21 protein-coding genes are annotated in these 20,857 nt (G+C 35.2%); 3 read left to right on the forward strand and 18 right to left on the reverse strand.

Annotated features, from left to right (window positions below; all coding sequences use genetic code 11):
- Positions 1-16 precede the first annotated feature (16 nt).
- From NKR20_RS11320 to deoC, 11 genes are all read right to left on the reverse strand, one after another.
- Complete coding sequence (locus NKR20_RS11320; protein ID WP_253426787.1) at positions 17-373, reverse strand: diacylglycerol kinase family protein; 357 nt, start codon at positions 371-373, stop codon at positions 17-19.
- A complete protein-coding gene (ybeY, locus tag NKR20_RS11325) occupies positions 374-847 on the reverse strand; it encodes an rRNA maturation RNase YbeY (protein WP_170148376.1) in 474 nt (157 codons plus the stop codon).
- A gap of 6 nt (positions 848-853) precedes the next feature.
- A complete protein-coding gene (locus NKR20_RS11330) occupies positions 854-2,965 on the reverse strand; it encodes an HD family phosphohydrolase (RefSeq protein WP_253426790.1) in 2,112 nt (703 codons plus the stop codon).
- A gap of 186 nt (positions 2,966-3,151) precedes the next feature.
- Positions 3,152-4,108, reverse strand: a complete 957-nt coding sequence (locus tag NKR20_RS11335; RefSeq protein ID WP_121213323.1) for a PhoH family protein — start codon at positions 4,106-4,108, stop codon at positions 3,152-3,154.
- 2 nt (positions 4,109-4,110) lie between these two features.
- Entirely contained in the window at positions 4,111-5,235 is a 1,125-nt protein-coding gene (locus tag NKR20_RS11340) for a sporulation protein YqfD (protein ID WP_170148375.1), read from the reverse strand.
- A complete protein-coding gene (locus NKR20_RS11345; protein WP_121213325.1) occupies positions 5,219-5,473 on the reverse strand; it encodes a hypothetical protein in 255 nt (84 codons plus the stop codon). The genes NKR20_RS11340 and NKR20_RS11345 overlap by 17 nt, the downstream gene beginning before the upstream one ends.
- Before the next feature lie 103 nt (positions 5,474-5,576).
- Positions 5,577-6,032 (reverse strand): hypothetical protein, encoded by a 456-nt coding sequence (locus NKR20_RS11350; RefSeq protein ID WP_253426793.1) that lies wholly within the window; start codon positions 6,030-6,032, stop codon positions 5,577-5,579.
- 36 nt (positions 6,033-6,068) lie between these two features.
- Positions 6,069-7,067 carry a flotillin-like protein FloA gene (floA, locus tag NKR20_RS11355; protein ID WP_121213327.1) on the reverse strand — a complete coding sequence of 333 codons (999 nt, stop codon included), beginning with the start codon at positions 7,065-7,067 and terminating at the stop codon, positions 6,069-6,071.
- Positions 7,064-8,395, reverse strand: coding sequence for an NfeD family protein (locus NKR20_RS11360; RefSeq protein ID WP_121213328.1), 1,332 nt, complete (start codon positions 8,393-8,395; stop codon positions 7,064-7,066). The genes floA and NKR20_RS11360 overlap by 4 nt, the downstream gene beginning before the upstream one ends.
- 336 nt (positions 8,396-8,731) lie before the next feature.
- Complete coding sequence (rpsU, locus tag NKR20_RS11365) at positions 8,732-8,905, reverse strand: 30S ribosomal protein S21 (protein ID WP_004227078.1); 174 nt, start codon at positions 8,903-8,905, stop codon at positions 8,732-8,734.
- Between the two features lie 114 nt (positions 8,906-9,019).
- Complete coding sequence (deoC, locus tag NKR20_RS11370; RefSeq protein WP_121213329.1) at positions 9,020-9,688, reverse strand: deoxyribose-phosphate aldolase; 669 nt, start codon at positions 9,686-9,688, stop codon at positions 9,020-9,022.
- A gap of 272 nt (positions 9,689-9,960) precedes the next feature.
- Between deoC and NKR20_RS11375 the strand changes: the two genes are divergently transcribed.
- The 3 genes from NKR20_RS11375 to NKR20_RS11385 all read left to right on the forward strand — a co-directional run bounded on the left by NKR20_RS11375 (position 9,961) and on the right by NKR20_RS11385 (position 12,733).
- Positions 9,961-11,169: an ISL3 family transposase gene (locus NKR20_RS11375; RefSeq protein WP_121215853.1), complete on the forward strand. Its 1,209-nt coding sequence runs from the start codon at positions 9,961-9,963 to the stop codon at positions 11,167-11,169.
- Positions 11,170-11,342: 173 nt separating this feature from the next.
- A complete protein-coding gene (locus tag NKR20_RS11380; protein ID WP_253426796.1) occupies positions 11,343-11,906 on the forward strand; it encodes a helix-turn-helix domain-containing protein in 564 nt (187 codons plus the stop codon).
- The gene (locus tag NKR20_RS11385; protein WP_253428122.1) at positions 11,870-12,733 is read left to right on the forward strand and encodes an IS3 family transposase; all 864 of its coding nucleotides are present in this window, start codon (positions 11,870-11,872) and stop codon (positions 12,731-12,733) included. The genes NKR20_RS11380 and NKR20_RS11385 overlap by 37 nt, the downstream gene beginning before the upstream one ends.
- Before the next feature lie 58 nt (positions 12,734-12,791).
- Here NKR20_RS11385 and mtaB read toward each other — a convergent pair whose 3' ends face one another.
- The 7 genes from mtaB to hrcA all read right to left on the reverse strand — a co-directional run bounded on the left by mtaB (position 12,792) and on the right by hrcA (position 20,820).
- On the reverse strand, positions 12,792-14,126 hold the full coding sequence (mtaB, locus tag NKR20_RS11390) for a tRNA (N(6)-L-threonylcarbamoyladenosine(37)-C(2))-methylthiotransferase MtaB (RefSeq protein ID WP_121213330.1): 1,335 nt from the start codon (positions 14,124-14,126) through the stop codon (positions 12,792-12,794).
- A gap of 16 nt (positions 14,127-14,142) precedes the next feature.
- Entirely contained in the window at positions 14,143-14,886 is a 744-nt protein-coding gene (locus NKR20_RS11395; protein ID WP_253426799.1) for a 16S rRNA (uracil(1498)-N(3))-methyltransferase, read from the reverse strand.
- 75 nt (positions 14,887-14,961) lie between these two features.
- Positions 14,962-15,900, reverse strand: coding sequence for a 50S ribosomal protein L11 methyltransferase (gene prmA, locus NKR20_RS11400; protein ID WP_253428124.1), 939 nt, complete (start codon positions 15,898-15,900; stop codon positions 14,962-14,964).
- A gap of 42 nt (positions 15,901-15,942) precedes the next feature.
- A complete protein-coding gene (dnaJ, locus tag NKR20_RS11405) occupies positions 15,943-17,061 on the reverse strand; it encodes a molecular chaperone DnaJ (protein WP_121213332.1) in 1,119 nt (372 codons plus the stop codon).
- Positions 17,062-17,291: 230 nt separating this feature from the next.
- Entirely contained in the window at positions 17,292-19,130 is a 1,839-nt protein-coding gene (dnaK, locus tag NKR20_RS11410; protein WP_253426816.1) for a molecular chaperone DnaK, read from the reverse strand.
- A 57-nt stretch (positions 19,131-19,187) separates the two neighbouring features.
- On the reverse strand, positions 19,188-19,799 hold the full coding sequence (grpE, locus tag NKR20_RS11415; protein WP_414674143.1) for a nucleotide exchange factor GrpE: 612 nt from the start codon (positions 19,797-19,799) through the stop codon (positions 19,188-19,190).
- Positions 19,786-20,820, reverse strand: coding sequence for a heat-inducible transcriptional repressor HrcA (gene hrcA, locus NKR20_RS11420; protein ID WP_121213335.1), 1,035 nt, complete (start codon positions 20,818-20,820; stop codon positions 19,786-19,788). The genes grpE and hrcA overlap by 14 nt, the downstream gene beginning before the upstream one ends.
- Between the last annotated feature and the right edge of the window lie 37 nt (positions 20,821-20,857).

Genomic DNA, 20,857 nt, shown 5'->3' on the forward strand with positions numbered 1-20,857 from the left:
CTTCTCTTGCTACTCTTTATTGTTCAAACCATTTAGGTATAAAAATTAATAACCCGATGATAGCACTTGCAATCGCAAATACCAGTACTGCCCCAGCAGCTACATCCTTAGCTTTTTTTGCTAGGGGATGAAATTCTGGGGAAACTAAGTTTACAACTGTCTCAATTGCAGTATTGACCATTTCTGTACTAATTACTAATGCAATTAGAAGAATAATCACTAACCACTCAGAAATGCTCAAACCTGTAAAAAATCCCGCAATAATGACAACCACTGCACTAACAAAATGAATTTTCAAATTTTGTTCTGTTAGTGCAGTAAATATGCCGTAAAATGCGTATCGAAAAGATTTGATTAGTTTAAGAAGGTCCACTTAATCACGACCTAAACCAAAAGATGAAAGAATTTCGTCTTGCTTTCCAAACATAACTTTTTCATCCTCAGGAGTCATATGGTCATAACCTAATAGATGTAAAAAACCATGAACAGCTAAGAATCCTAATTCTCGTTCAAAGGAATGTCCATATTCTTCAGCTTGTTCCCGTGTACGGTCAATGGAAATAATTATATCCCCCAATATTCTTGGCAAATCTTCACCTACAATTTCAATTTCACCTTCACCCATTTCTTCTAACGCAAAGGAAATGACGTCTGTAGGTTGATCTTTATCACGATATTCTCGATTGATTTCATGGATCGCTTCGTTCGTTACAAACGTAATAGAAACTTCACTACCATCTTCTATCGATAATTCATTTGCCGCATGTTGAAGTAATTTCTCAACAAGTTCAATATGACTCTCCTGTACTTGATTTGTTTCATCTAAAAAATCAATATTTAACATTATGTCCTCCTACTTTTCATCTTTCGGATATTCAATTCTTGAGTGGAATATTCCATTTAACGTTTCACATAATACTTTTTCAATTTTCTTTAACTCTCTTAAGGATACATCACATTCATCAAATTGATGTTCTTGAACCCGGCCTTGAATGATTGAATGTACAAGTTTTTGAATTTTTTCTGCATTAGGTTGCTTCATAGAACGAACTGCAGCTTCTACACTATCTGCAATACTAATTACAGCTGCCTCTTTTGTTTGTGGTTTTGGTCCAGGGTAAGAAAATACTTTTTCATCAATTTCTCTACCTTCTTCTTTAGCTTTATGTAAGAAGTATTTTAATGTACTAGTACCATGATGTTGTAAGGCAATATCAATAATTTCCTTAGGCATTTTATATTGACGTAATAAATTTGCTCCATCAGTAGTATGTGCAATAATAATTTCAGCACTTCTTTCAGGTGGTAAAGAATCGTGAGGGTTAATCCCCGACATTTGATTTTCAATGAAAAAGGCAGGTCGTTTAGTTTTACCTAAGTCATGATAATAACAGCCAACCCTCGCTAGTAATCCATCAGCACCTATAGCTTCACATGCTGCTTCTGCCAAGTTTGCCACCATTACACTATGATGGTAAGTCCCCGGTGTTTCAGTTAATAATTTTTTCAATAATGGATGATTAGGGTTTGATAGTTCAATTAATTTCATTGTCGACAAAATTCCAAATGCTGATTCAAAGAATGGTAATAATCCCATTGTTAATGCGCCAGAAAGCATACCTGATGTAATACCAGCAACACCGTAAAATACTAACTCACTTAAACCATAATCAGATTGAGACATTAATAAGTAGAATGCTATAAATAAAATATTGACGATTGAAACGACTCCACAAGCTTTTAACAAATCAGATCGTTTTTCAATATTACGCATAAAGTAAATACTTGCGAGTCCACCAAAAATGATATATAAAGCAATATCCATTTGAAGAACAGCAGCATACCCTTCATGGAACATAATCCCTGCAGATGCAGCAGTTAATACTGTAACTAGTGCAGCTGCTTTTTCATTTGCCAATAGTCTTACGAGCATTGTGGCTAGGGCAGTAGGATAAAGGAAAGTAATCGTTTCATCGAATTGGTCTATTAATTGACTTAATATTTTCATTACAACAATAGACATAGAATAAACAATTGCTGTAACAAACACCGTATTACGTCTTTTTTCAAGTTCGACTTTTGATCGTTCAAACAAAATAAACATAAAGGACATTTGCAAAATAACTAAAATTGCTAATCCGATAACTGGTTTTACAGTTGTATCATTATTTAACAGGCCAAGAAGTTCCAGCTGTCTGTATACTTCACGATTAACCAATTCTCCTTCTGAAACAATGATTTGCCCCTGTAATATACGTGTAGGCTCCACTTCTTCTCGAGCTTGGTGAATTAATTCTTTGGTTTTTTCTTCATCCAACATTTCTGTTTCAACGACTGCAGCTCTTCCGATGACAATTACCGCATTTAATATATTTTCATCAATATTCGTTGATTGGCGAATTTTTGATTCAATTTCGTTCCTTTTTAATGTTACTTCTTCTACTCGTATTGGCTCACTTAAAATTGTCTCTATTAAATCAGTCAATACTTTTGTTGCGTTATAGATTGCAGAATCCTGTACTGTTAATAGTGAGTGTAACTGACTATTTGTAAAAACTAATTGCGATTGACTATCGGTAATTTCTTTAAGTTTGTTTCGTAATTGACCTACTTGTGTGTCAGTAATTTTTTCAGATTTTATTTCTTTTCGAAAATCAGAAATAATTTCAAATATAGAATTCGCTAATGCAACCCGATGTTCAGCCGTTTCTTTATTAAAGACATATACCGGCTCCACATTATTCTCAGCATTGTCTCGATCTTGTTCAGTTTTCAATGTATCCTCAACGGTTTTAACGGCACGAATTGTTTCTGGCGCTAATTGAAATGCCTGGATATCGTAGGTTGTACCCCGAACATTGCCCAGCATTAATAAAAACTGAAGCAATCCTGTAAATAGTAGTACAACTATTAATAACGTTCGAAAACTTATCATATCTATAATTTTTTTATAGTGCTTACTCATTATGCACCCCCAAAAAATTCTATATATAATAGTTTACCAATTTATTAATATAATTTCATGAAATGTTACAAGAAAAAGAAAAAAATGTGTACGATTTACGCACACATTTTTCCATCTAAGTGTTATCAGGAAAAAACTATTCATTACTGTAGAGTCTTCCAAAGTTAAACGTGTAGCTTCAATTTTTTATAATTCCTGGTCCGTGTATGCTTGAATAATTTTCGCAACAAGAGGGTGACGTACAACATCACCAGCTTCTAAGATTTGGAAATTAATATCTTTGACATATTTCAATGTGCGTTCAGCAACAATTAATCCAGATTCAGTATTTTTTGGTAAGTCGATTTGGGATTTATCCCCAGTAATCACCATTTTAGATCCAAAACCTAAACGTGTTAAAAACATTTTCATTTGAGCATGAGTCGTATTTTGAGCCTCATCAAGTATAACAAAAGCATCATCAAGTGTACGACCGCGCATATAGGCTAACGGTGCAATTTCAATTGTACCTCGCTCGATTAGTCGTTGCGTTTGTTCCGGCCCGTAAATATCATGCAATGCATCATATAACGGTCTAAGATAAGGATCTACTTTTTCTTTTAAATCACCAGGTAGAAACCCTAATGATTCACCTGCTTCTACAGCAGGTCGCGTTAAAATGATTCGTTTCACGTGTCCATTTTTTAAACTTTGTGTTGCCATTACTACAGCTAAATAAGTTTTACCAGTACCAGCTGGCCCAATTCCAAATACAAGGTCATTATGACGAATCGCTTTTATGTACTCGCGTTGACCAATTGTTTTTGCTCGTATTGGCTTCCCTTTGTAGTTTCTGGCAATTTCTTCTTGATATAATTCAGCAAAATATTCGATTGTCCCTTTATTTACCATTTCTATTGCAGTCGAAACATCACGTAAATCAATATTAATACCTTTTCGAATGACTTTTAATAATGCATGAAGAAGACTTGTAACTTGTTCTTTCTTTTCAGCTTCCCCTGCAATTTGAATTACTTCACCACGGGTAATAATTTGAACTTGAAATGTTTCTTCGATTAACTTTAGATTAGCATCACTCATTCCAAGTAACATTACAGCTTCGTTTGGGTTTTCTACTTGTAATTCTGATAATTGTTCTGTCATAATCAATCTCCTTGGACAATAGGGTAGTTTTTAGCAATATTTTCATTTACCAAAAATAGGACTTTCCCTTTAACTTTATCATCATCGAATGTAACGTGCAAAATGTTTTCTTTTTTTATAATCGTTTTCGGTGGTAAAGATTTTAATATTTTTTCGTGCAATAGCGGCAAAATGAACGATTCTAGTCGTTCTTCGGTAATCTCTTCCGTTACTGTAGTGTACTTTTGAGTCTTTTTGATTTCGATAAATTTTGAAAGCCACTCTGGCAAATCGACTTTTTGAAACGATTTTCCTTGCTCCTTTTCATTATTTATTTTGAAATCAAATACCCACTCCCGATTACTAGCTGAAATATATGTTACTTTCCTTGGTATACTAAATTCTGTTTCAAGCCAGTAATCTGCATAAACTTCTCCAGAAGCCCCTATTACAATCGATTTATCTCCAACTGTAATAACACCTGATACCAGTGTATCCCCTTTATATACAGTTGTATTCGGTAATACACGACGTTCTCCACTCGCGATTTCAAAATGTGTTATGACACCACTTTTAGCAGCTACTAAATGATTTTTGCCTTTTGTTTTATTTTCTTTATTATCTGTAATAGGTGCGAGCTGTGGAACGATCGTCATGCTACTACCTGTTTTTATTATATGCACCCAAGACAAGTCTCTTAACTGTTCCATGATAGTTTGTCGTATTTCAAAATCTGATTTTACTTTTCCTTTGAGTGTTGGATAATCAAAATCTAAATTTTCTTTAATAACTTTTTCGACTGCCACACGAAGTTCAGGTGTTTCTGCTTCAACTTTCACATCCCATATAAATCGAGAGAAAAGAATAGGTATGCAAATTAAAAACAATAACCCTAAAGCTGTCCAACTATTTTTTTGTAAGATTCGCGATTCTTGTAAATAGCGAATCTTAACTTTCAAACGATATTTCTTTCTCGAAGCTCGAATAATCGGTATATCTTTTCGTGTCACTTCAAAGCGGATTTCTTGATCAAGATGTGCTAAATTTTTTATTTTCACATTTTTAACATGTAGATGTTGGATAAAAGCGTTTGCTCCGCTACCTTTATTTATTCGAATTTCAACAGGTCGATTATCGTATTTTTTCATAGTCATTCACCTGTCTCTTCATTTCAAAACTTTGTAGTCCTTCTACATGGATAATGAATTCTTCCTCTTTTAATACATCTATATGTACTTCCTCCGCTTTTATTAAAATTGAAAAATCCTCATATAAAAATGCACAATGTCTATCAGAAGCTTCTAGAAATTTATATGTCCCAATCAATCTTAATTGGCGACAATTTGATATTTCAATTAATGGATCACTTTGGAATAATTTTTTCAAATTAAAATGCCCCCTTTCGCAAAGTATATGCTTATGCGAAAAGGGACATGATTTCAAATTCACGATTTGGTATTTTATTAAATAGATTTTACATTTAATAAAATTAGCGCTGTTTTGCCTTAGGAGGACCTAATATTTCTGAAGTGATAATCGCCTGTACAAGAGATTCTCTATCTTTGGGAATAATGCTTCCAATTTCTTTACTTTTAATTGGATCTTGGAGCTTAGCTTCTTTTCCTTTAGAGATTTGTTTAGTAGAACGATTTACATCAAATTTAGGTCTTGTATTTTCCTTTTTTTCAATAACTACTGGTGTTTCTATTTTTACTTCTGGTTCTGGTTGAACGGTTGGATTTGCTTTTTCATTAAGTTGTTGAAAGATTTCACTAGCAAAATCCTCCAATGTTCTAGCTTTTTTAGGTTGATGTTGTTTTTGATCAAAAACTGGTTCTTTTTTATTATTAAAAGGTGGCATCCCTTTTTGTTCTTTACTTTTTTTATTACCACTAAATAAAGAACTAATGATGAAAAGTACCACCATCATGATTATACCTTCCAAATTCGTACACTCCCTTCATGAGGTGTGTGAAAATTTCTATTTATCTGGTGTATCATTTTTTTCATTTGTCACTTTTGCAATGGAATCACGCATAGATGTATCTGCTTGAATATTTTTATAGTTCATATAATCCATAATTCCAAAGTTTCCAGAACGTAATGCTTCTGCCATCGCCATTGGTACTTCAGCCTCTGCTTCTACTACTTTTGCTTTCATTTCCTGAACTTTTGCTACCATCTCTTGCTCTTTTGCTACGGCCATTGCACGGCGTTCTTCCGCTTTCGCTTGTGCAATATTTTTATCAGCTTGTGCTTGCTCGATTTGTAATTCAGCACCGATATTTTTACCAACATCAACGTCCGCAATATCAATGGATAAGATTTCAAAGGCCGTTCCTGAATCTAAACCTTTTGCAAGTACTGTTTGAGAAATTAAATCTGGATTTTCTAAAACTTTTGAATGGCTTTCACTTGAACCAATTGTCGATACAATCCCCTCACCTACACGGGCGATGATTGTATCTTCCCCGGCACCACCAACAAGGCGATCTAAGTTTGCGCGTACAGTAATACGAGCTTTCGCTTTTACTTCAATCCCGTTAATTGCAACCCCTGCAATAAATGGCGTTTCAATAACTTTAGGGTTAACAGACATTTGCACTGCCTCTAATACATCACGACCAGCTAAGTCAATAGCTGCACAACGTTCAAAAGATAACTCAATATTTGCACGTTGAGCGGCAATTAAAGCATTAATTACTCGGTCTACATTACCACCTGCTAAGTAATGGGACTCTAATTGGTTAATTGTCACATCAAGTCCAGCTTTATGCGCCTTAATTAAAGGATTCACTACTCTTGCTGGAATTACTCGACGTAATCTCATCCCAATTAAAGTAAAGATACTAACTCTAACACCTGCTGCTATAGCACTAATCCATAGCGCTACCGGTACAAATGTAAAGAATACTGATAAAACAATAATAACTACAACTATGCCGATAATTAAACTAATGGCTGCTGCATCAAAAATCATACTTCTTCCACTCCTTTTTTCAGTTCTCTCACTACTATTCTTGACCCTTCAACTCGAATTACTTCAATTTTTTTATTTACATCAATATAGCTACCCTCTGACACAACATCAATTCGTTCATTTCCAATTAAAACTGTTCCCGCAGGACGAAGAGGTGTAATTGTGTCACCGATTTTTCCTAGTAACTCAATACGGTTCACATTCGATACATACCCTTCTTCCGTTGTCGTGGCATCTCTTAAAATAAGCTTGTTGAAAACATGAAGATTTTTTCCGAAGAATTTCATTAGTACCACCATTCCTATAACAGAAATAATCAGTGCGATTAAAATCGAATACGCCATATGAACCACACTTTCTCCTGCAAATAATAAACTTATAATCATCAATGCGCCACCAATAATACCAACAATACCACCTGGTACAAATAGTTCTGCAATTAATAATATAAAGCCTATTGCAAAAATCAATATTGATTCATACCCTGCAAATCCGGCAATAAAATGTCCAAAGAAAAATGCTGCAAACGAAGTAAGTCCAACAATACCCGGTATGCCAAATCCTGGTGAAAATAATTCAATCACTAACCCAAAACTCGCAATTGTTAATAGCAACGTTACAACAATTGGATTTGTTATAAATCGAGCTAGTTTTTCAGCAAAAGTTGGTTCAATGGACACAACTTCACTTTTTGACAAACCAAGTTCAGCGAGAAGTTCATTTAAATTAGCAACTGTACCATCTGAATAACCTACTTCAAGTGCTTCTTCCGCGGATAAAGTTAATAGTTTTCCAATTGGTGCTCGAAATTTTGGTAAATTAATTGATTCATCTGCCATGGCTTGTGCATAAAGCGGATCCTTACCAGAAGATTCTGCAGCAGCCCTCATTTCTGCAATCCACGCACTATTTGCTTTTTTACTAGCTGCATTTCCAGCACTATCAATAATAGCTGCCGCCCCAATTGTTCCATTCGGCACCATGTAGATTTTATCAGCGTGTAAGCTTAAATAGGCTCCTGCTGAATGCGCTTTCGAATTTACAAAAGCGATAATATTCAATGGTGTACTATCCATAAGTTTCGCTATATCCTCAGCGGCATCTGTAAAACCTCCTGGGGTATGTATCTCTAATATGACTGTTTTAGCCTTTGCTTCAACGGCTTCATCAAATGCACGCTTTAAATAGGCATGTAACCCTTTTTCCACTTCATCTTCCAGCAGAATATGATACACTCGGTCATTTGCATGTACTGTTAAACTCGGTAAGAAAAGAACGAATGATAGCAACAACATTATAGTCCAGCTAAACATTCTCCCTTTGTTCATTGTTCCACCTCCCTTTATGTAGCAGTTTTTCATTTGTTATCTTATTTACGAATGAATGATAGGAAAGTTTCAAAATTTAATCAAATAATGTTTTATTTATGTATAAAAAATTTTTCAACCATTAGAATATTATTATCTCATGTATTTTCCCACTTTTGAAATATTTCAATTAATCCTTATAAAAATAAGAAAAAGTACATATAATACACTTTGTAAAAAAGTCCAAAAAAGTAAAATACCCCAGTATCTGTATAATTACAAATACTAGGGTATATCATTTTTTGTCCTCAGTGAATCATAAAATTGCGTGTTATGAACGTAGGGATTGTTAGGAAATTACCACTTACGTTTACGTGCAGCTTCTGATTTCTTTTTACGTTTTACGCTCGGTTTTTCATAAAATTCGCGTTTTCTAACCTCTTGAATTGTACCACTTTTAGATACAGTACGTTTGAAGCGGCGAAGAGCATCTTCAAGCGATTCGTTTTTTCTAACGACAGTTTTTGACATCTCTCTTTCCCTCCCTCCGAACACACGTCAATACACCAATAACAACTTTCCGTTACTTGTGTACTAAAGAATTATAACGTATAGTTTTTAATCAGTCAATAGAAAGAATTATAATTAATAGTTAGAATCGGAAATTAATCCTTGCATGATCGCAACACCTGAACTTGCACCTATTCTTGTTGCCCCTGCTTCAACCATTTTTTTCATATCTTCTAATGAGCGTACCCCACCAGAAGCCTTCACTCCGATAGTAGGACCAACAGTTTTTCTCATTAATGCAACATCCTCAACTGTCGCTCCACCAGTTGAAAAACCTGTAGATGTTTTTACGAAGTCAGCACCTGCTTCAACAGATAGTTCACAAGCTTTTACCTTTTCTTCGTCTGTTAATAACGAAGTTTCAATAATTACTTTTACTAGTGTACCATTCGCTGCTGCTACAACTGCTTTAATATCGTCACGGACAATATCGTATTGACCTTCTTTTAATGCTCCAATATTGATAACCATATCAATTTCTTCAGCACCATTTTCAATCGCATTTTTAGTTTCAAAAGCTTTTACTTCAGATGTAGTTGCACCTAAAGGAAATCCGATAACCGTACATACTTTTACATTAGTACCTTTTAATAATGTAGAGCTTAAGTTAACCCAAGTTGGATTTACACAAACTGATGCAAACTCATATTTTTTTGCTTCATCACAGATTTTTTCAATTTGTGACTTTGTTGCTTCTGGTTTCAGTAAAGTATGATCAATCATCGATGCATAATTTTTTGACATGAAAATTACTCCTTTTACAATTTAAGTTGTACGTACCTCTTAATAATACCATTAAAAATGAAATTATCGAATTTACAGATTGTTTATTTTCTTATTTTGTCCCAAACAGAAAAAATAAAAAGCGACAAAACGGTGCTGCACCCCAAAAGTTAGGGTTCTATATTAATTGTTGGGGTTTTCCTACAATTTTTGAAAAAGAAAATGCACAACATCATCTATTTTTCTATACTTGAATTGACTAGAAACAAGTAGAAAAAAGTGAGTTGTGCAGTATGAATTTTAACATGGAATTACCAGGATTAAAAGGTGTAAATATTGAGGATATCATCGAACAAGAAAATCGTATTTTAGTCTATGTTTCGATGCCTCTAAAAGAACATAGTTGTCCAACATGTGGTGAAAAAACGTCAAAAGTACATGATTATCGAACACGGAAAATTGGGCATCTATCGTTTTGGGGACGTTTAACAAAATTGATGTATAGATGTCGCCGTTATCGATGCACTTGCGGGAAGCGTTTTGCCGAAAAAGCTCCATTTGTCGAGCGTTATCAACGTTTTTCTAAAGAAGTGAATCAAGCGATGATTATTCAATCTGTTCAATCAAAAACTTTTAAAGATGCGGCAATGACACTTGGTACATCTATTTCAACAATCATTCGAAGATTTATCAAACAAGCAAAAGCAGCGTTACCAGAAGGATTCCGTTTACCAAAGGCGATTGCCATTGACGAATATAAGGCAGATACAGATGCCGGAAAATATCAGCTTATTATAGCGAATGCGGAAACACATGAACCCATTGATATTCTGCCAAATCGCCGACTCCAAACGATAAAAACATACCTCCAAAAATACGGACAAGATGTGGAAATCGTAGTGATGGATATGAATGGTAGCTTTAAAGCAGCGGTCCATCAAGCCTTGGCCAAACCAATTATTGTAGCGGATCGATTCCATTATTGTCGTTATATTCATTGGGCTCTGGATGATGTCCGAAGAAAAGTTCAAAAAGAAATGCATGCCTATGATCGTAAAAAGTGTAAGCGAATGCGATTTGTTTTACATAAAAATTCTGCCAAACTATCAGATGATGAGCGTTGGTATTTAAATCGCTATCTAAGTTTATCACCTGAATTGAAAAAGGCATATGAATTAAAAGAAGCGTATAAACAGTGGTTTACACAAGCGAAAGAAGAAAACAATATTCAGAAGATTAAAGAGGGGTTAGAAGCATTTTACCGCAAGGTAGAAGAAGCAAGTATCCCTTCATTTAAAAAACGTATCCAAACACTAAAAAACTGGCAAATAGAAATCTTGAACAGTTTTGTATTTGATTATTCAAATGGCTTTTTAGAAGGAATTAATAATAAAACAAAAGTGCTCAAGCGAAATGCTTATGGATTCCACAAATATGAGCACTTTAAAGCAAAAATTTTATTAGGTCACATGTATAAAAAAATAGGGTTGCATGTTGGATAAGAGAGCGAAGCGAGCCGCGACCTGCCATCTATTCCTTACTCGCTACGCTTCGGAAGAAATAGATGGCAGGAAAGTTACCGTACAAATAGATTTTCTTGTTCTCTCATGTCTTACCCCAACATTTGACAAAGGACCAAAGTTAGAGTAAAAAACTAACTTTTGGGGTGTTTTTTATGGTTAAATATAATGATGATTTGAAATTAGCTGTGGTACTAGATTATCTAAATAATTCATTGAGTTATCAACAACTAGCTAAGAAATATGGAGTAGTTGATAGAACACAAATATCACGTTGGGTTCGTGCATTTAAAGAATATGGTATAGAGGGCTTAGCTAGGAAGAGTAAGAAGCAGTTTTATACTGTTCAATTTAAATTGGATGTATTAAACTTTATGAAACAAACAGGCGCTTCTTATCAAGATACAGCGTTTCAATTTATGATGAATAATCCAAGTTTAATCGTTAACTGGAACCGTAAATTTTTAGAACAAGGATTGGAAGGCCTGCAAGAAAAATCAAAGGGGCGGCCATCTATGTCTAAAAATAGAAATTCAAAGGCAAGTAAACAAGAAAAAGAAATGTCACGTGAGGAGCAGTTAGAACATGAAAATGAATTGCTTCGTTTGGAGGTGGCGTTTCTAAAAAAGTTGAAGGCTTTTCGAGAGAATCCGAACGCCTTCCTCGAAAAGTCCAAGCAGTCATCGCCTTTGAACTCAAACAAGAAGGATTTACATTAAAAGATATCTTGAAACGAGTAGATATTCCAGAGGCAACTTATCACTATCAAATTAAACAAATGAAAAAGGAAGACCCAGATCAAGGGTGGAAAGCTTTGATTTTAAAGACGTTTGAAAAACATGAAGGTCGATATGGTTACCGTCGTATTCATGCAGAATTGAAAGCACAAGGATACAAAATTAATCATAAAAAAGTGCAACGTATCATGCAGGAATTAAACCTAAAATGCGAAAAATTTGTACGCAAATCACGCTATAAATCTTATAAAGGGTCGGTAGGAAAAGTGGCAAAAAACCGTTTAAATCGCCGTTTCAACACACCGTACCCCCTTCAAAAACTAGTAACAGACGTAACAGAATTTAAATGTACAAATGATGAAAAACTGTATTTAAGTCCTATCATGGATTTATATAATGGTGAAATTATTGGATTTAGTATATCAAAACGTCCAACACTAGATTTTGTGATAGATTCATTGAAACAAGCATTACCTATTATTCATGAACGAGCAGAATATCGGACAACGATTCATTCTGATCAAGGTTGGCACTATCAACATAATACATGGGTAAAAACATTAAAGCAGAACAAAATTTTTCAAAGCATGTCTCGTAAAGCAACGTGTGCAGACAATGCGGCAATGGAAAACTTTTTTGGTTTACTTAAACAGGAAATGTATTATGGGGAAGAATTACTCTCTTATGAAGAATTAAAAAAGAAAATTGAACAGTACATCGATTACTATAATAATGATCGTATTAAACAAAAATTGGCAGGCATGAGTCCGGTGCAATACCGAATCCATACCAGCCAATTAGCTGTATAATAAAAACTCTAACTTTAAGGGGTCACTACCAACCGTTTTATTGTTTTGTCGCTTAAAATTATTGTACTTGTTCTGCTAAAACTCTAACAAATTGTCCTTCATTATAAGGATAACCTGCTTTTAAAATTTTTACTTTAATTAATTTTCCAATAAGGTCTTCTGAACCTTCAAATACAACACGTAAATAGTTATCTGTATAACCTACGAAAAGATTTGGATTGTCACTTTCTTTATAGTGCTCTTCTGGAATAATTTCTAATACTTCACCTTCAAAACGAGATGCATATTCTTTTGCAAGTTGGTCGTTTAACGTTAATAAACGGTGTACTCGCTCATTTTTTACATCTTCATCGATTTGGTCTTCCATTCGCGCTGCCGGTGTTCCAGTACGTTTAGAGAATGGGAATACATGAAGTTCAGCAAATTTATGTTTCGCAATAAAATTATAAGTCTCCATGAATTCTTCTTCAGTTTCACCAGGGAAACCAACAATTACATCAGAAGTAATCGCTAAATCTGGTAACGCATCATTTAAACGCTCTAGACGTTCTGCAAAGAAGTCCATCGTATATTTACGACGCATACGCTTTAATACTGTATCTGAACCAGATTGAATTGGAATGTGTAAATGGCGAACAACAATATTTGAATTTTTTAATACATCTATCACTTCATCTGTTAATTGAGATGCTTCAATCGATGAAATACGTAAACGTTTAAGCCCCTTAACGTTTGCTTCTAAATCTCGTAAAAGTTGAGCTAAGTTATAATCTTTGAAATCTTGTCCATATCCACCTGTATGGATACCTGTTAATACAATTTCAAGATATCCTGCATCTACAAGTTGTTGTGCCTGTTTAATTACTTCTTGTGGGTCACGTGAACGCATTAAACCACGTGCCCATGGAATAATACAGAACGTACAGAAGTTATTACAGCCTTCTTGGATTTTTAAAGATGCTCTCGTACGGTCAGTAAAATACGGCACATCTAATTCTTCATATACACGGTTTTTCATGATATTACGAACCGCGTTGATTGGTTGACGTTCTTGTCTATATTGATCTATGTACCCCAACATTTTCTGACGATCTTGAGTACCTACAACAATATCAACACCTGGTATTGCCATGATCTCAGCTGGAGAAGTTTGTGCATAACAGCCTGTTACACAAATTACTGCATCTGGATTTTGACGTACTGCACGACGAATTACTTGGCGTGATTTTTTATCACCAGTATTTGTTACAGTACATGTATTAATAACATAAACGTCCGCTTGGTGTTCAAAATCAGTACGTTCATATCCATGCTCTTTAAAAAGTTGCCATATTGCTTCTGTTTCATAATGGTTTACTTTACAGCCTAATGTATGAAAAGCCACCGTTGACATTTATTTAACACCTCTTTCATTCAAATTCATATGAAATAGCAGAAAGCGCATATAATGGCGCAGTTTCTGCTCGTAATATTCGAGGTCCAAGAGACATAGTTTCACTACCAGCTTCTATTAAGCTTTTTGCCTCATTACGAGATATTCCACCTTCAGGACCGAAAATTAATAAAATAGACTTCGATTCATTATCATACACTTTTTTTAGTTTATCCGCAAATCTTGTACGTATTTCTTGTTTGGCATCTTCTTCATCTGCAATAAAAACTGCATCATAATTCGGGATAATCGATAATAATTGTTTAAATGAGATAGGACTCATAATTTCAGGTATTTGTGTTCGCTGTGATTGTTCAGCAGCTTCTTTTGCAATTTTTTGTAATCGCTCTGTCTTCTTTTCACCCTTTTTGTCATCCCATTTCACGATCGAACGTTCAGCTGCAAAAGGAATCAAGGCATGCATACCGAGTTCTGTTCCTTTTTGAGTAATTAAATCTAGTTTATCCCCTTTTGGTAAACCACAAGCAATCGTTACTTGGACAGGCATCTCCGGTGAAGGAATTGTTTCTCCCGTTTGCTTTACGATAACATTTTGTCCCACTGATACAATTTTGCAAATATAGGCAGTATTATTTTGTACAACAATCAATGATTCGCCGATTTCCATTCGCATCACTTTTAAAATGTGTTTCGCATTTTCCCCTGTTATAATCACTTCATTTTGGTCGTTAAATTGTTCATCTATGAAATAACGCTGCATTTTGCACCTCAGTCGAAAGTAATATGTAATGAAAAAGAAGGAGTTGACCCACGGGTTTGGGACAACTCCTGTACATTATGGTCGTCTTGCAATAATTGCTACCCAATCTTCCATCATTAATACTTCCTCAATTACAAATCCTGAATTGATAAGAGCTGATTTTACATCTTCTTTTTTAGCACCGATAATACCCGATGTTACGTATAGCCCACCAGGTTTTACAATTGAGAAGGCATCATCTGTGAAAGTCATAATAATTTCAGCAAGGATATTTGCTACTACCACATCAGCTGGATCTGATACAGTTTCTAGTAAATTGCCATGAAATACTTCCGCAATATGTTGCACTTTATTTAATTCGATATTTTCTCGAGCTGATTTGACCGCAACTTCATCTAAATCAAGGGCATGAACTTTTTTTGCTCCTAACATCGCTGCAGCAATCGCTAGAACACCAGAACCAGTACCAACATCGACAACAACATCATCAGGTTTCACGACTTTTTCTAAGGCTTGTAAACACATAACTGTCGTTGGATGTGTACCAGTACCAAAAGCCATGCCTGGATCTAGTTCGATCATTAATTCATCCGTGTTAACTGGAGTATAGTCTTCCCAAGTTGGAACAATTGTAAAACGCTCCGAAATTTTCACTGGATGATAGTACTGCTTCCAAGCTGTTGCCCAATCTTCTTCATTAACTTCAGTTGTCGTAAAGTTATTTTCCCCAATATTTATATCAAAATTACTTAGATTTGCGATTGCAAGCTTTATTTCTTCAACTGTTTCAGCTAAAAAACTAGACGCAGGTAAATAAGCTTTTACCACTACTCCACTTGTTGGGTAATCATTTGGATTCAATGCATATATTTCTCCAAATTGATCTACTCTCTCTTTTCCTAATTCAGTTGAATCTTCTATGACAACACCACTCGCGCCTGCTTCATGTAGAATATTTGAAATAGCCTCAACCGCTTCGTTTGTTGTTAATATAGACAGTTCTGTCCATGTCACTTGCAATCAGCTCCTCCTAAAATTTGTAATACATTTTGAATCTTATTCACCTTTGAATGTTTTTTTAATTTTATCAAATAGTGAACTACTTTGTTCTTCTGGGATATCTCCGCTTATTTCAGCAAAGTCACGTAATAATTGCTTTTGTTTTTCAGTTAATTTAGTAGGTGTAACAACTTTTACAATGACATATTGGTGTCCTGTACCATAACCATGTACATTTTTTACACCTTTATCTTTAATTCGGAATTGTGCACCAGATTGTGTACCTGCTGGAATTTTTAATTTTACTTTCCCATGGACTGTAGGAACTTCAATTTCATCACCAAGAGCAGCTTGTGGGAATGTTAGTTTTAATTCGTAATAAATATCATCGCCGTCACGTTCAAAGTATGGATGCTCTTTTACATTGAAGACAATATATAAGTCACCTGCTGGACCACCGTTAATTCCTGGTTCACCTTGACCAGAAACACGTAATTGTTGGCCATCATCTACACCTGCAGGAATTGTAACTTTAATTTTCTTACGTTTTTGAACTGTACCTGCGCCATGACAAGTTGAACATTTTTCCACAATAATTTTCCCGTTACCACGGCATGTGCTACATGTGCGTCTGTTTACCATACGGCCGAATGGCGTTTCAACAGTTTGATTAATTTGACCAGTTCCACTACATGTTGTACATGTTTTTGGATTAGTTCCTGGTTTTGCACCAGATCCTTTACATGTATCACATGTTTCATCTTTTGGAATTTCTATTTCTGTTTGTTTACCGAAGACCGCATCTTCAAATGAAATATTCATGCGATATTGTAAGTCATCACCTTTTCTAGGTGCGTTAGGGTCTTGTCGGCGACTACCTCCACCAAAGAAGGAACTGAAAATATCTTCAAATCCACCGAATCCAGAGCCTCCGAAGCCTCCAAAACCACCTTGACTTGGACCTTCATGACCAAATTGATCATATTGGGCACGTTTGTTTTGATCACTTAATACTTCATACGCTTCTGCTATTTCTTTAAATTTTTCATCTGCACCAGGTTCTTTATTGATATCAGGATGATATTGTTTTGACAGCTTACGATATGCCTTTTTGATTTCATCTTGGCTCGCAGTTTTGCTGACACCTAGTACTTCATAATAATCCCGTTTACTCATACCTCACACTCCGCTCTATTACATAACCAATATTGTATCATAGAATATACTTCATCTGTGCAATGAAAAAGTCAAAGACAAATTCGGTCTTTGACTTTTTACTTTCCTAATTTATACGAATAATCATTGTATTGCTACTATGGTTAGATACTAGTCATTCTACTTTGTCAGTAAGTGCTGCAAACAACACTTCTAATATTCGAGACTAGTCGCTTTTAGCACATTCGTGATTATTTATCGTCTTTTACTTCTTCAAAGTCAGCATCTACTACACCGTCATCTTTTTTACCAGCATCAGCGTTAGCATCTGCGCCACCTTGTGCTGCTTGAGCAGCTGCTGCAGCTTGTTCGTAAACTTTCATAACAAGTGGTTGTAGGATACCTTCTAATTTTTCTTTAGCAGATTTGATTCCTTCGATTTCACCCGCTTCTAATGCTTTTTTCAATTCTTCTTTTGCATCTTCAACAGATTTTTTCTCATCTTCTGAGATTTGTTCACCAAGATCAGTAATTGTTTTATCTACTTGGAATACTAATTGATCTGCTTCGTTTCGTAATTCCGCTTCTTCTTTACGTTTCGCATCTGCTTCTGCGTTCGCTTCAGCATCTTTTACCATACGTTCGATTTCTTCGTCTGTTAAACCAGAATCAGATTGAATAACGATTGTTTGTTCTTTTTGAGTACCTAAGTCTTTTGCTTTTACAGAAACAATACCGTTTTTATCAATATCGAACGTTACTTCAATTTGAGGTACTCCACGTGGAGCTGGTGGAATGTCAGCTAATTGGAAACGACCAAGTGTTTTGTTATCTGCAGCCATTGGACGTTCACCTTGTAACACGTGAATATCTACTGCTGGTTGGTTGTCAGCTGCTGTAGAGAATACTTGTGATTTAGATGTTGGAATTGTAGTATTTCGGTCGATTAATTTCGTGAATACTCCACCCATTGTTTCAATACCAAGAGAAAGTGGTGTTACGTCAAGTAATACGATATCTTTCACATCACCAGTTAATACCCCACCTTGAACTGCTGCACCCATTGCAACTACTTCGTCTGGGTTAACACCTTTGTGTGGCTCTTGGTTTGTTTCTCTCTTCACAGCATCTTGTACTGCTGGAATACGAGTAGATCCACCTACTAGAATTACTTTGTCTAAATCTGAAGCAGAAAGACCGGCATCAGATAACGCTTGACGTGTTGGAATAATTGTACGTTCTACTAAGTCACGAGTAATTTCATCAAATTTCGCACGAGTTAAGTTAAGTTCTAAGTGTAATGGACCATCAGCACCAGCTGTGATGAATGGTAATGAAATTTGAGTTGATGTTACACCAGATAAATCTTTTTTCGCTTTTTCTGCTGCATCTTTTAAACGTTGCATTGCCATTTTATCTTTTGATAAATCAATGCCGTTTTCTTTTTTGAACTCTTCAACTAAATAATCCATTACCTTTTGGTCGAAGTCGTCCCCACCTAGTTTGTTATCACCAGCTGTTGCTAAAACTTCAAATACACCGTCACCTAATTCTAGGATAGATACGTCAAACGTACCACCACCAAGGTCAAATACTAGGATTTTTTGATCTACGTCTTGTTTGTCTAAACCATATGCTAATGCAGCAGCTGTTGGTTCGTTAATGATACGCTCTACTTCAAGACCTGCAATTTTACCAGCGTCTTTTGTTGCTTGACGTTGAGCATCGTTAAAGTAAGCGGGAACTGTAATAACCGCTTTTGTTACTTTTTCACCTAAGTAGTCTTCAGCATAACCTTTTAAGTATTGTAAAATCATTGCTGATACTTCTTGTGGAGTATATTCTTTATCTTCAATTTTAACTTTTTCAGAAGTACCCATTTTTGATTTAATAGACAAAATAGTATTTGGGTTTGTGATTGATTGACGTTTTGCTACTTCACCAACTTGACGTTCGCCATTTTTAAATGAAACAGCAGAAGGAGTAGTACGGTTTCCTTCTGGGTTTGGAATTACTTTTGGTTCGCCGCCTTCTAATACAGCTACACAAGAGTTTGTTGTTCCTAAGTCAATACCAATAATTTTGCTCATATTAAATTTTTCCTCCTATTATTAAAAAAACAACTAAGTTATTTTCTAAAATTACTATTATTCATTTACTGAAACCATTGAAGGTCGCAGTACACGATCTTTTAATTTATAACCTTTTTGAAGCTCACGAAGTACAATTCCAGATTCTTTTTCTGAATCTGCTTCCTGCATAACAGCTTGGTGTACTGTAGGATCAAAGACTTGACCTTCAGCTGGAATAACCTCCAAGCCTTCTTGTTTTGTAGCTTCAATAAATGTTTTATAAACCATTTCAATTCCTTTATATAAAGCTTGAGCATCATCAGAACTTACTTCTACTTGTAATGCACGTTCGAAGTTATCGATTACCGGCAATAGATCTGTTAAAAGCTTTTGAGCGCGATATTTTTCCGCTGCTTCGCGATCTAATTGTGTTCTTCGACGTAAGTTATCAAAATCAGCTCTGAGGCGAAGGAAACGATTTTCTTCTTCTTCTAATTTTGCTTTCAATTCAGCCACTTCTGCACTAAGTTTTTCTTCAGCAGTCAGTTCTACCTCATTTGTTTGCTCATCTTGTGCATTGTTCTCATTATTTAATTCTGTTTCAGTAGTTTGAGAAATTTGCTGCTCTTGCTGCTCTTTGTTTTCTGTCGTTTCAGACACCTGTATATCCTCCTTATAACCCATCATTAAGTTTATTTGAAAGTACACGAGATAGCCCATTACGCATAACGTCTAGTAATGTAATAACACGCTGATAATCCATTCGAGTTGGACCAATGATTGCAATGGATCCTTCTTGATCTTTGCCAACAGAATAACTTGCGGTAATGACGCTTAAATCGTCCATTGCTAAGTGATTATTTTCAGAACCAATTCGAATATGAATACCTGAATTACTCGGTTGGAATAGTGAAATCACTTGACTTTCCTTATCCATTAACTCCATTAGTGCGCGGACTTTATTTAAATCGTGAAACTCGGGTTGATTTAACATATTAGTTTTACCGCCAAAGTAAATTTTGTTTTCATTTTGAACGGCAGTAACATTTTTTAAAGATTGGAAAATTGCATCTGCTGTATGAATATGTTGTTTTAATACTTCAAATGTCTCCAATTCTAGTTTGGATTGTAGCTCTAATAATGGAACACCAACTAAACGTTCGTTTAAGATATTAACTGTTTTTTCAATATCTGATGGATTAAATCCTTCTGGTAACGTGATTGTACGGTTTTCAACGTGACCATTATCCGTGACGATAATTGCTACAGCAGTGTCTCTAGATAAAGGTACAATTTGAAACCTTTTTACTCGATGCTTCCCAACATTTGGTCCAAGTAAAATCGTTGTATATGAAGTTAAATCAGACAAAATGTTAGCAGATTCACGAATTACTTGTTCCATTTCTACAATTTGACTTTTAAAAATTGATTGAATTAAACCAATATCTTCAAAGGACATTGATTTGGGTTGTAACAAGTGGTCAACATAAAAACGATATCCTTTTTCAGATGGGACACGACCAGAAGAAGTGTGGGTTTTTTCTAAATAACCTAACTCCTCTAAATCCGCCATCTCGTTGCGAATTGTCGCAGGACTAAAAGGAATCCATTCTTTTTTTGAAATTTGACGTGACCCTACTGGCTGAGCTGAAATAACAAAATCATCAACGATTACCTGCAATATTTGTAATTGTCGATTTGTTAACATGTCTTCACCTCTGTTAGCACTCGTTTATTCAGAGTGC

This window comes from Ureibacillus endophyticus, assembly GCF_024159215.1.
Classification (GTDB): Bacteria; Bacillota; Bacilli; order Bacillales_A; family Planococcaceae; genus Ureibacillus; species Ureibacillus endophyticus.